The 12196-nt window shown below is 61.7% G+C and carries 13 protein-coding genes; 2 read left to right on the plus strand and 11 right to left on the minus strand.

Annotated elements, in window-relative coordinates:
- The first annotated feature begins 7 nt into the window (after positions 1-7).
- The gene (locus tag U3654_RS13565; protein WP_324752075.1) at positions 8-973 is read left to right on the plus strand and encodes a lysophospholipid acyltransferase family protein; all 966 of its coding nucleotides are present in this window, start codon (positions 8-10) and stop codon (positions 971-973) included.
- Here the strand turns inward: U3654_RS13565 and U3654_RS13570 are convergent.
- Positions 962-1663: a DUF1223 domain-containing protein gene (locus U3654_RS13570; protein ID WP_324752076.1), complete on the minus strand. Its 702-nt coding sequence runs from the start codon at positions 1661-1663 to the stop codon at positions 962-964. The genes U3654_RS13565 and U3654_RS13570 overlap by 12 nt on opposite strands.
- 362 nt (positions 1664-2025) lie before the next feature.
- Here U3654_RS13570 and acnA point away from each other — a divergent pair, with 362 nt between their 5' ends.
- Complete coding sequence (acnA, locus tag U3654_RS13575) at positions 2026-4806, plus strand: aconitate hydratase AcnA (protein WP_324752077.1); 2781 nt, start codon at positions 2026-2028, stop codon at positions 4804-4806.
- A gap of 58 nt (positions 4807-4864) precedes the next feature.
- On the opposite strand, the gene U3654_RS13580 is transcribed toward acnA, so the two are convergent.
- From U3654_RS13580 to U3654_RS13625, 10 genes are all read right to left on the minus strand, one after another.
- The gene (locus tag U3654_RS13580) at positions 4865-5404 is read right to left on the minus strand and encodes a DsbE family thiol:disulfide interchange protein (protein WP_324752078.1); all 540 of its coding nucleotides are present in this window, start codon (positions 5402-5404) and stop codon (positions 4865-4867) included.
- On the minus strand, positions 5397-5552 hold the full coding sequence (gene ccmD / locus U3654_RS13585; protein WP_416384517.1) for a heme exporter protein CcmD: 156 nt from the start codon (positions 5550-5552) through the stop codon (positions 5397-5399). The genes U3654_RS13580 and ccmD overlap by 8 nt, the downstream gene beginning before the upstream one ends.
- Positions 5552-6283 carry a heme ABC transporter permease gene (locus U3654_RS13590; protein WP_324752080.1) on the minus strand — a complete coding sequence of 244 codons (732 nt, stop codon included), beginning with the start codon at positions 6281-6283 and terminating at the stop codon, positions 5552-5554. Before U3654_RS13590 ends, ccmD begins: the two co-directional genes overlap by 1 nt.
- Positions 6284-6302: 19 nt before the next feature.
- Complete coding sequence (ccmB, locus tag U3654_RS13595; RefSeq protein ID WP_324752081.1) at positions 6303-6959, minus strand: heme exporter protein CcmB; 657 nt, start codon at positions 6957-6959, stop codon at positions 6303-6305.
- Entirely contained in the window at positions 6956-7573 is a 618-nt protein-coding gene (gene ccmA / locus U3654_RS13600) for a heme ABC exporter ATP-binding protein CcmA (protein ID WP_324752082.1), read from the minus strand. Before ccmA ends, ccmB begins: the two co-directional genes overlap by 4 nt.
- A gap of 49 nt (positions 7574-7622) precedes the next feature.
- Positions 7623-7976 carry an Mth938-like domain-containing protein gene (locus U3654_RS13605; RefSeq protein WP_324752083.1) on the minus strand — a complete coding sequence of 118 codons (354 nt, stop codon included), beginning with the start codon at positions 7974-7976 and terminating at the stop codon, positions 7623-7625.
- 11 nt (positions 7977-7987) lie between these two features.
- Entirely contained in the window at positions 7988-8740 is a 753-nt protein-coding gene (locus tag U3654_RS13610) for a sulfite exporter TauE/SafE family protein (RefSeq protein WP_324752084.1), read from the minus strand.
- Entirely contained in the window at positions 8733-11366 is a 2634-nt protein-coding gene (gene secD, locus U3654_RS13615) for a protein translocase subunit SecD (RefSeq protein WP_324752085.1), read from the minus strand. Before secD ends, U3654_RS13610 begins: the two co-directional genes overlap by 8 nt.
- Positions 11367-11415: 49 nt before the next feature.
- Complete coding sequence (gene yajC, locus U3654_RS13620) at positions 11416-11715, minus strand: preprotein translocase subunit YajC (RefSeq protein WP_324752087.1); 300 nt, start codon at positions 11713-11715, stop codon at positions 11416-11418.
- A 108-nt stretch (positions 11716-11823) separates the two neighbouring features.
- The gene (locus tag U3654_RS13625; protein ID WP_324752088.1) at positions 11824-12183 is read right to left on the minus strand and encodes a cupin domain-containing protein; all 360 of its coding nucleotides are present in this window, start codon (positions 12181-12183) and stop codon (positions 11824-11826) included.
- Between the last annotated feature and the right edge of the window lie 13 nt (positions 12184-12196).

Raw genomic sequence — 12196 nt, forward strand, 5'->3', positions numbered from 1 at the left:
GCGAACCATGAGCGAAGACAAAGATCCTTGGGCCCAGCGCGCCGGTGAGTACCTTGTCAATTTGGTGCTGCGCGCGGTGATCGCGCTGGCTGGCCTCATGCCATACCGCTGGCGCATCCCGGCGCTGGGATGGATGACCGCCCACATCGTCGCGCCACTGGCGGGCTATTCGGCCCGTGTGCGCGAGAACCTCGCGCTGGCCATGCCGGACCTGCCCAAAAGCGATGTGCGCCGCCTGATGCGGGCCGTGCCTGACAATGCGGGTCGCAACATGATGGAGATGTATTCCGCCGCCGAATTTTCCGCGCGCGCGTCCCATTCGCCCGTCTCCGGCCCCGGCTTGCCCGCCATTCAAGAGGCCCGAACCGAGGGGCGCCCGGTGATCTTTGTTACCGGGCATCTGGGCAGCTTCAACGCCGCACGCGTTGCGATGGTCCAGCAGGGGTTCGAAATGGGCGTTTTTTATCGCCCGATGAAGAACCGCTATTTCAACGTGCATTACACCGAAGCTATGGGATCTCTCAGCCAACCCATGTTCGAGCAGGGCCGTCGCGGCATGGTGCAAATGACCAAGCATCTGCGGGCAGGCGGCGTCCTGGCTATTCTCAACGACCTGAACGCGCATGGCGGCGTGCCGCTCGACTTCTTTGGCCAACCCGCGCTAACATCGCTGGTCACGGCAGAACTGGCACTGAAATTCGACGCGCCGCTGGTGCCTGTCTGGGGAATCCGGCGCGAGAACGGTCTCGATTTCGACATCCATGTCGAAGAGCCTATCCCGCCCGGCGATCCTGTCGAGATGACACGCGAATTCAATGCCCGTCTGGAGGTGCAGGTACGCCGCCACATGGATCAGTGGTTCTGGATTCACCGTCGCTGGAAGGATGGCACCGGCGACATGGCTGATCGCGGCGCGGCGCGCATCGCGGCACAGGCAAGCGGCGTCGACATTGTCGGCGATCTACCGAAGTAGCGCAGCCGCCTCAACCTTGCCATAGCCGGGGCGCTGCAGGATCACGACCACCGGCGCATCGCCTGGCGTACGCACCTTCATCGCCAGCGGCTTGGCCGGATCCCATTGACCCAACTCGGCCATGTCCGTCACAATGTTAACGTAAGAATACGTATGCCCAGCATTTTCGCCGTGATCTATCACAACTGACTCTTCCGGGATGTAGCGCGCGATCTGTATAATCAGCGGTGCGTCGAACCCCTGAACGGCATCGGCCGTAATACTTAGCTGGCCGTCCACGCGCGACAGGGTCAGCGCAACAGATCCCGACGCCGCTAGGTGGCGTGCGATCACGGCGTTCACGTCCTTGGGCCTGTTGCCGACGACATGCTCCTGTCCGTCAATGATCATCTGCGGGGTATAGACCATCTCGCGCCCGCCGGCTGCAGCATAGCCATATTGGCGTTTGGTATGGGCGGCCTTACCGAACGTATCGTCGAAAATATAATCCCAGTAGTCCACATGCAGCGCCAGCGCGATCACATCGTCGCGCGCCGCCAACTCGTGCAGAAACGCATCCGCAGGCGGGCAGGACGAGCACCCTTGCGAAGTGTAAAGCTCAACCAGAACCGGCTTGTTGGCCTGCGCGACGGAGAAACTGGGTATCGCCAACAGCATGGCTGCCAAGAGCAAGGACGTGACAGCGCGCATATAATGGCCCTCAATTGGTCGCGTTTGTTCAGCCTTGTGACGCTATGGGTCGGCCCGATGAAACACCAATCAAGGTTTCGTCAGCGCGCGCATCCCCGCCGGAGATGACTTTCGGTGTGCAATAGTATACAAAAGCTATGATGGCCTCTTGATTGCCGATTTCAAATGCGCCAGAACCATGAGTGAGCGAAGCGGCGCGCGACAGACTCCGGCGCCAGCAACGGCCACGTGCAACGAAATGCGCCGTCGCGGCGTTTTGTCGGAGTAGGCCATGGGCGCATCCCGCTTTCGCAGGCCATTTCACGCACGCCGCCTCGCCGCGTCGTGCCCTTAACGTTTTAATGACCCGAAAGGATAGCCAGATGCCAATCAATGTGGGACATGATTCTGCCAAGACGCGCAAGACGCTAAAATCCGGGGACCAGTCGGTCGCCTATTATTCGATCAAGGCCGCCGAAGAGGCTGGTCTTGGTGATTTCAGCCGCCTGCCCGCAGCGCTAAAGGTCGTGCTTGAGAACATGCTGCGCTTTGAGGACGGCAAGACCGTCACGCAGGACGACATCAAGGCATTCTCGGAATGGGCCGAAAAGGGTGGCAAGAACCCACGCGAGATCGCATATCGTCCGGCACGTGTTCTAATGCAGGATTTCACCGGCGTTCCGGCGGTCGTCGACCTCGCCGCGATGCGCGACGGGATCGTCGCTCTCGGCGGTAAGGCGCAGCAGATCAATCCGCTGAACCCCGTTGATCTGGTCATTGACCACTCGGTGATGATCGACGAATTCGGCAATCCCCGCGCCTTTCAGATGAACGTCGACCGCGAATATGAGCGCAACATGGAGCGGTATCAGTTCCTTAAATGGGGCCAGGGCGCGTTCAACAATTTCCGCGTCGTGCCACCCGGCACCGGCATCTGCCATCAGGTGAACCTGGAGTATCTGTCCCAAACCGTCTGGACCGACAAAGACCAAAACGGCGAAGAGGTCGCGTATCCCGACACGCTGGTCGGCACCGATAGCCACACAACCATGGTTAACGGTGTCGCTGTCCTCGGTTGGGGCGTTGGCGGGATCGAGGCTGAGGCCGCCATGCTGGGTCAGCCCATTTCGATGCTGATCCCAGAGGTCGTCGGCTTTGAGCTGACCGGCCAGATGACAGAAGGCACCACCGGCACTGACCTTGTCCTGAAAGTTGTCGAACTGCTGCGTGAAAAAGGCGTGGTCAGCAAATTCGTCGAATTCTACGGCAAGGGCCTCGACAATCTACCGCTGGCCGACCGCGCGACAATCGCCAACATGGCACCGGAATACGGCGCAACCTGCGGCTTTTTCCCCATCGATGACGAAACACTGCGCTACCTGACCAACACAGGGCGTGACAAGGACCGCGTTGCGCTGGTCAAGGCCTATGCCAAAGAGAACGGCATGTGGCGGGATGCAGATTACGCGCCGATCTACACCGACACGCTGCATTTGGACATGGGCACCATCGTGCCTGCGATCGCCGGTCCAAAGCGTCCGCAAGATCACATCGCGCTCGACAAGGCGGCGGTGACGTTTCGCGAATACATCAAAGGCGAGCGCGGTGGTGACAAGGCCCCGGAAAAGCAAAAGGACCGTTGGGAGGCCGAGGGCGGCCCAATCGCGCCCTGTAAGATTCCCGGTGATATCGGCCATCATCGTCGCGGCGTCGTCGCCAGCGTCAATGGCAACGATCCTTATCAGCTGCATGACGGCAGCATCGTCATTGCCTCGATCACTTCGTGCACCAACACGTCCAACCCCTACGTGATGATTGGTGCCGGCCTTGTCGCGCGCAAGGCGCGTGAGCTGGGACTGACGCGCAAGCCTTGGGTCAAAACCAGCCTTGCACCAGGCAGTCAGGTCGTAAGCGAATATCTGGAAGCCGCCGGGCTGCAGGAGGATCTGGACGCCATTGGCTTCAACCTTGTCGGCTATGGTTGCACCACTTGCATCGGCAATTCGGGCCCGCTGGAGCCTTCGATTTCGCAGGCCATCAACGAGAACGATCTGATCGGCGTGTCGGTGCTGTCGGGCAACCGCAACTTTGAGGGTCGTATCTCGCCGGACGTGCGTGCCAACTATCTGGCAAGCCCGCCGCTGGTCGTGGCCTATGCATTGATTGGTGATATGAATATCGACATCGTCACGACACCTTTGGGTCAGGACCAGAACGGCAAGGACGTCTATCTGAAAGATCTCTGGCCCAGCAGCGCCGAGATCAACGAACTGGTCGAAAAGACAGTCACGCGCGAGGCGTTCCAGTCGAAATATGCCGACGTGTTCAAGGGCGACGAAAAATGGCAGGCGGTCGAGACCTCCGATGCCGAAACATATGATTGGCCCCCGCAATCTACCTACGTCCAGAACCCGCCCTATTTCCAAGGTATGTCCAAGGATTCCGGCAACATCGAGAATATCACAGATGCCCGCGTTCTGGCTCTTTTGGGCGATATGGTCACGACCGACCACATCAGCCCCGCTGGCAGCTTTAAGGAAAGCACGCCAGCGGGCCAGTATCTGCGCGATCATCAGGTGCCAGTGCGCGAGTTCAACTCTTACGGCTCGCGGCGCGGCAACCACGAGGTGATGATGCGCGGCACCTTCGCCAACATCCGCATCCGCAACGAGATGCTGGATGACGTCGAGGGTGGCTATACGATCGGGCCGGATGGCGAACAGATGTCGATTTTCGACGCCGCGATGGCGCATCAGAAAAACGGCACGCCGCTGGTTATCTTTGGTGGTGAGCAATATGGCGCGGGCTCCAGCCGCGACTGGGCGGCCAAGGGCACAGCCCTCTTGGGCGTCAAGGCCGTGATCACCGAGAATTTTGAGCGCATCCACCGCTCGAACCTCGTTGGCATGGGCGTCATCCCGTTCGAGTTCACGAATGGTGACACGCGCAAGACGCTGGGCCTGACCGGCAAGGAAAGCGTTTCGATCACGGGTCTGGATACCATCAAGCCGCTGGCCGAAGTGCCCTGCACGATCACGATGGAGGACGGCAGCGAGAAAGAGATCACGCTGAAATGCCGGATCGATACGGCCATTGAGATCGAGTATGTCGAGAATGGCGGCGTGTTGAACTATGTGCTGCGCAATCTGGCAAAATCTGCCTGATCTGCGCATAGCGCTGACATTGAAGACGCCCGCAGCCTCAGGCCAGCGGGCGTTTTTTTTATCGACCCAGCGCCTTGTCCAATTCAGGGCGAAACCGCTGCTCATAATCGCTACCGATCAGCGGCCCGGCAAAGCGGAAGAGGACCGTGCCGTCGCCATCGACGATGAATGTCTCGGGCGGCGCGGTGACGCCCCAGTCGATGGCGCTCGCCCCCTTGGGGTCGAACCCCAGGGCAAAGAACGGGTCCCCATCGTCGTTCAAATAGCTTTGCGCCTGCGCCGCACCGTCTTTGAAATTGATGCCCGCCACACGCAGCCCTTCGCCAGTTAGCGCCTTGAGCGTCGGATGTTCGGCCCGGCAGGGCGGGCACCAGCTGGCCCAGAAATTTACGATTGTAACGTCACCTGTGCGCAGGTCCGCGTCGGTCAGCAATGTGCGCCCCTCCAGCCCCTTTTCCGGCACGGGCGGCGCGGGTTGGTCGATAAAGACAGACGGCAGCGCGTCAGGATCGCCCCGCTGCATCCCGACGACGAACAGCCCTACAAGGAAGGCGAAAAGGACCGGCGGAGCGATCATGAGGGGCGAAAACTTAGCCATTGCCGCGCATCCTTCCCTCAAGCACCTCCAGTTGGCGGCGCACCCGACGTGCGCGCATCATGCTGAGCGCCACCAGCGCCCCCAGCATCACCAGAGACACGCCATAGGACGACAAGACAGCGACCGCGTATTTTCCCAGCTCGGGCATCATCCCATCCTTTCGCGGGCCAGCAGCGCACGCATTCTGCGGGCGCGAATTTCGGTTTGCGTGCGCACGAGGACGAGCGCCACGAACAGCAGCACAAACCCCGCGATACAAACCAGCAGCGGCAGGTAAAACACGTCTGCCACATTCTCTTCGGCATCCATGCTCAGCGATGCGCCCTGATGCAGGCCCTGGTTCCAGAACAGGACCGCATAGCGGCTGAGAATGGCAAAAACCGACCCGACAAGGCACAAAACTGCGGTGAGATCGGCGGCGGTATCGTCATTTTCGATCGCGGCCCAGAGGGCGATGTATCCGAGGTAGAAAAGAAACAGGATCAGGAACGACGTCAGGCGCGGGTCCCACACCCACCACGTTCCCCAAATCGGCTGGCCCCAGAGCGCACCGGTGACCAGCGCAATCAGCGTCATCACAGCACCTACGGGGGCGGCGGCGCGGGCGGCCAGCGCGCTGACATGGTGTCGGCGCACGATCCAGATCAGCGAGGCGACCAGCATCATCAGCCATGCGTTGATCGCCATGAGGGCGGCGGGAACATGCAAATAGATGATCTTGACGCTCGCGCCCTGTCGGTAATCCTCGGGCGTAAAGAAGAACCCCCAGATCAGGCCGATAGCCAGCGACACGAGCGCAAGCGCGCCGATCCACGGCAGGACGCGGTCCGATGTCGCGATAAATTTGCGCGGGTTGGCGTATTCCCAGAGCGAGGCCATAGTATTCCCTTCTAACGCGTCAGCGCAGGTTGACCCTTACTACCGCAGCCGAGGCGAAGGGCAATAGGGCGATAGCGCCGCAGGTGATTCCAGCCACCATTGTCAGGGGCGTCGCATAGCCCAAACCCTCGGCGCCGCGCCGCGCCGCCTCAGCCCCAAAGATCAAGGTAGGCACGTAGAGCGGCAGCACCAAGAGCGACATCAGCAAACCACCCCGGCGCACGCCCACGGTGAGTGCCGCCCCGAACGTGCCAATGACGCTAAGGGCCGGCGTCCCCAGTACCAGCGACAGGATGAGCGGCGCATAGCCCGGCGCGGGCAGGTTCAGCAGCACCGCCAGCACGGGCGCGGCGATTACCAGCGGCAGGCCAGTGGTCAGCCAATGTGCCAGCGCCTTGACGCTGACCAGCGCCTCCAACGGCAGCGGTGCAGTGGCCAGCAGGTCCAGCGAGCCGTCCTCGTGATCCAGCGCGAATATCCGGTCAAGCGACAGAAGGCAGGCCAGCAATGCGCCCAGCCACAGCACGCCCGGCGCGATCATCCGGTGCAGATCAGCGCGCGGTCCGACGGCAAAGGGCACCAGCACCACGACGATCAAAAAGAACGCGAGGCCAAGGCCAAAGCCGCCCCCGGCGCGCACCGCAAGGCGCAGATCGCGCAGGAGAAGGGCGATCATAGGAACGCCTCATCAAAGGAATCCAGCGCGGTGGCGCGCGCCTTGAACGGGGCAATATCCAGCACGTGCCCCTCGTCCAGCCCCAGATCGATATGGGTGGCGATGATCGCCGATCCGCCGGTCGCCAGATGCGCGCGCAGGGCGGCGACGAACATGGCGGTCGCGGATGTGTCCAGCGACACGGTCGGCTCATCCAGCAGCCAGATGGCACGCCGCGCAACGATCAGGCGGGCAAGCCCGAGCCGGCGTTTCTGCCCAGCCGACAACGCAGCGGCGGGACGATCCGCCAAAGGTGCCAGCGCAAAGGCATCCATCGCAGCCTCGACATCGCCGCCGCCGAATATGGCGGCCCAAAAGGCAAGGTTTTCGCGCACGCTGAGCGCGCCCTTGATGCCGTCGGCGTGCCCTGCATAGACCAGCGCGCCCTCTTGGGCGTCGATGCTGCCCCTCAGCGGCGGTTGAAGGCCAGCGAGTGTGCGCAAAAGCGTCGTCTTGCCCGACCCGTTCGGGCCACGCAGGATCAGCGCGCACCCCGGTGCGAGGGTCAGGGTCACGCCCTCCAGCACAGCGATGCCACCGCGTGAGACACTGAGATTTTTAGCAGTTAACGACATGGCCCAACGCTTAGCGCAAAGCGTGCAGAGGGGGAAGCAAGAGAGCGCCTCAGACTGGCAGGACAGCCGCGGCGACTCGCCGCCCTTCGGCCAACAGCACGTTATAGGTACGGCATGCGGCGGGCGAGCTCATGATTTCGACCCCCATCCCGGCCTCTTCCAGCGCGCTGCGCAAATCGGCGGGGATATGCGCGATCTCGGGGCCGGTGCCTATAAAAATAACGTCGATCTGCCCCACGAGGTCCAGCAATGGCTGCGCATCGTCCAGCCCGCCCCAGCCACGCGCGCCAGTTTCCGTCACCAGCGCCGCGCCTTTGACGACGCTGCCACCGACGCGAAAAAAGCCGGGGCCATAGCCGTCGATGGGTGTCGCTTCGGTAAATTTGACTTCATTCAGCTGCATCGCTGATCTCCTTATGTCCAGATCGGCAGGCCAGCGACGACCGCCAGTGCGATGACGGCCAGTGCCGCGCGGCGATAAAGCCGCTCGTGCGAGGGATGAAACAACCTCTGACCGATCATCGTGGTGACAAAGTAGGGCACGCCCAGCAATGCGGCCAGCCAGACCACGTTGATCGTGGTTATACCGCTCAGCAGCAGGTTCGTCACGATCACCACATCAAGCGCGGCCAGAAAGAGGATCGTGTTCGCACGCACGGATTGCACCGCGCCCTGCCCCGCAAGGTAAAAGAGGATGACAACCGGCCCCGTCAGGCCCGTCATGCCACCGATCAGCCCCGCCGCCGCGCCGATGGCCAGCAGCGTGGGGATTGATGCTGCGCGCACACTGCGCCACCCGCTGACCAACGCGCCCAGCGTGATTGTGGCGACGCCAGCGACGATCCAACGCACCGCCTCGCCGTCCAGATGCTCCATCACCGCCAGACCCAGAGGCACTGTAGGTAGCGCCGCCAGCACCAACAGGGCGACTTCGCCGCGGTCGCCCTGCCGCCATGCGCGCGGCAGCAGCGCCGCTGTGCTGGCCACACCCAGTAGCGTGATGGTTGCCACCACCTGCGGCGCTGTCAGAAAAAGGCCAGCGACCGGAACAAAGATCAAGGCCGAGCCGAAGCCAGTGAACCCCCGCACGATGCCCGCCACCGCGATGGTCGCTGCCAGCCACCAAAAGCCGGGCAGCGCCAGCGCGGCAAGGGCCGCGTCAGGCATCTACATTGGCGAACTGATTTCCGGTGTTTGCGTCAGGCTTGGACCAGTCCCGCTTGACCCCCAGCCACAGCAGGACGGTCGAGGCGACAAAGATCGAGCTGTAGGTACCGACCACGACGCCCCACATCATCGCAAAGACAAAGCCACGGATCACATCCCCGCCGAGGAAGTAGAGCGCTAGAAGCGCCAGCATCGTCGTGGCGGAGGTCATGATCGTGCGGCTGAGCGTTTCGTTGATGCTGAGATTCAGCACTTCGGCCAGCGGCTTGGTCTTGTATTTTCGCAGGTTCTCGCGGACGCGGTCGAACACGATGACCGTGTCGTTCAGCGAATATCCGACAATGGTCAGAAGCGCCGCGATGGTCGCCAGATCGAATTGTAGCTGCACCTCGGAAAAGACGCCGATGGTCAGAATCACGTCATGCACCAGCGCGATGACCGCACCGACGGCGAACTGCCACTCAAACCGCAGCCAGATATAGACCAGCACCGCCCCCATCGCCAGGACCACGGCGAGGACAGCCGTCTGAATCAGCTCGCCCGAGACTTTGGGACCGACGCTTTCCACCGAGGTAAAGCTGATGTCTGGCACAGCCTCTTGCAGCGCGCCCTCGACGGCGGCAATGGTTTCGGGCGTCACCGCCTCGGCGTCGCCTTGCGTCTGGATGCGGATCATCGATACGTTCTGATCGGCGCCGAAAGTCGGATCAAACACCTCGGTGATACTGATATCGCCCAGATCAAGCGTCTGCATAGCCGCGCGATACTGGCCAATGTCGACGCTTTGCTCGCTTTGGGTGCGGATGGTCGTGCCGCCCCGGAAATCGATGCCAAAGTTCAGACCTTGAGCAAAGAACGATACCGCTGCGACGACGATCAGCAGCGCCGAAATCCCAATGGACAGCTTCCAGCGGCGGAAGAAATTGACGTTTGTTTCCTGCTTGACCAGCTTGAGGTAGCGGCCCTGTAGCACGGTTTTCGGGCGCTTGCGCTCGAACCACATGATGGTCAGCAGCCTAGTGACGAAGATGGCGGTAAAGACCGACGTGATGATCCCGAGGCCCAGTGTGATAGCAAAGCCGCGCACCGGCCCGCTGCCCATGGCAAAGAGGATAATTGCGGTAATCAGCGTGGTGATGTTGGCATCAACAATCGCGCTCAGCGCCTTTTGATAGCCCAGTTCAATAGCGCGCGCCGCACCCTTTGCCGATTTCATTTCCTCGCGGATACGCTCGAAAATCAGCACGTTGGCGTCGACCGCCATACCGATGGTCAGGACGATACCCGCGATGCCCGGTAGGGTCAGCGTGGCCCCGATCATGCTGAGCAGGCCGAACATCAGCGCGACGTTTATGATCAGCGCGATATTGGCAAAGAGGCCAAACAGGCCGTAGCTGGCGAACATAAAGACCAGCACCAACCCGAAGGCGACGATGCACGCGATCTTGCCCGCCTCTATGCTGTCGGCGCCCAGTTCGGGGCCAATCGTGCGCTCTTCGAGAAAGTCCAACCCGGCGGGCAATGCACCTGCGCGCAAGAGTACGGCCAGATTCGTGCTTTCCTCGACGTTGAAATTGCCGGTGATGATGCCCGATCCGCCAGCGATATGGCTCTGGATCGTGGGGGCGCTGATGACCTCATCGTCCAGCACGATGGCAAATGGGCTGCCGATGTTGGCCGCGGTGTAGTCACCAAAGGCGCGCGCGCCGGTGGGGTTAAAGCGGAATGATACGGCAGGCCGTCCGTTCTGGTCAAAATCGGGCTGAGCATCGACCAACTCGTCGCCGGTGACGACGGGCGCGCGCTCCAACACATAGAAAACGCCATCCTCGTTCAGGGAGGGCAGCACCTCGTTGCCCGCGCCCGCGCGCTCGTCCGCTGAGGACGCGCGCCCGACGACGGGCTGAAAGGTCAGCTGCGCGGTGGTGCCGATGATTTCCTTGAGTTCGGTCGCGCTGCCGATGCCGGGCACTTGGATCAGGATGCGATCCTCGCCTTGGCGCTGAATCGTGGGCTCGCGCGTGCCAACCTCGTCGATGCGGCGGCGGATGATTTCCAGCGATTGGCGCACTGTGCGCTCATCGGTGGCGCGCTTTTCGGCCTCCGACAGGCGAACCACGATGGCCCCCTGTCGCGTCGTCACTTCGATATCGCTGGAGCCTGCACCTGTCAGGCTGGCGACGGGCGAGGCAAGGCTGCGCACCAGCTCGGCAGCGCGGTCGGCTTGCTCGGGGCGCTCGTTGAGGCGCACGACAAGTTCTGCATTCTCAGCCGGTTGCAGGCGGATCGTGCCGACCTCATCGCGATTTTCGCGCAGCAGATCGCGCACAGGCTTCCACATGCTTTCAATGCGGGATTGATAGACATCCTGCACCTTGACCTCGGCCAGCAGATGCGCGCCGCCGCGCAGATCGAGGCCAAGATTCACCAGCCCACTGGGCATCCATGACGGCCAAGCGTCCAGCGCATCCTGCACCTGCGCGGGATCGCCGCCATCCGCCACGATCTTGGCCGCGTCGTTATGTGCCTCGACCCGGCTGTAAAAGCCGTTCGGCAAAGCCAAAAGGATGCCAAGGGCGACAAGGCCCCAGATGCAAATACGTTTCCATAGATCGATCTGAAGCATGTCGGCGCCTTTTGTGCAGAGCTGGCGTGGTGTTACGTGCGGAACCTGTTCAGCTTTTGGGCAGGTCCGGCGCAGGTTCGGTTTTCGAGACGACCTGCGCGATCGTCGATTTGACGACGCGAACCTTGATGTTCGGGGCCAGCTCGACCTCGACCTCATCGTCGTCCTTGACCTTGGACACCTTGCCGATCAGCCCGCCTTGGGTGACGACCTGATCGCCGCGGCGCAGGGCCTCGACCATCGCGCGATGCGTCTTCAGCTTGCGCTGCTGCGGACGGATGAGAAGGAAATACATGATCGCAAAGATCAGTATGAGGGGAATGAATTGCGCGAACGCTCCGCCTTCCATGGGGATACTCCTAAATGAAAGCGGGGCCGCCCCCGCGGATTTTCGCGGAACCTAGGGGTGGGCGGGCCTATTTGCAAGGCGCGAAAACATGCACGGCGCGCGGCGCGCTCAGCGATCCGGGAAATCCTGGGGTATGTCGGCATAAACGGCGATCAGGCAACCGCCCTTGGTGGTCGAATGATGCTCTGTCCCGTCCTTGAGCCAGACCAGATCGCCGGGGCCATATTCGGTCCCGTCATGGTCGGTCAAATCACCCTCGATGATCAGGAATTCCTCATCGCCCTTGTGGCGGTGGGCGACGCTTTTGGTGCCGGACGCCATGCGATAGACGTAAAAACCCGCGCCCAGCGGGCGGGCATCGTTCAGTTGCAGCACCTCGCCGTCAGGCACGCCATCCGTGTCGATAGGCATGAACTCAGCAGTATGTATGTTCGCCACGCGGCGGTGGTCATTCTTGATCGGGTCCATGGGACAGCTCCTT

Source organism: Roseovarius sp. Pro17 (assembly GCF_035599575.1).
Lineage (GTDB): Bacteria > Pseudomonadota > Alphaproteobacteria > Rhodobacterales > Rhodobacteraceae > Roseovarius.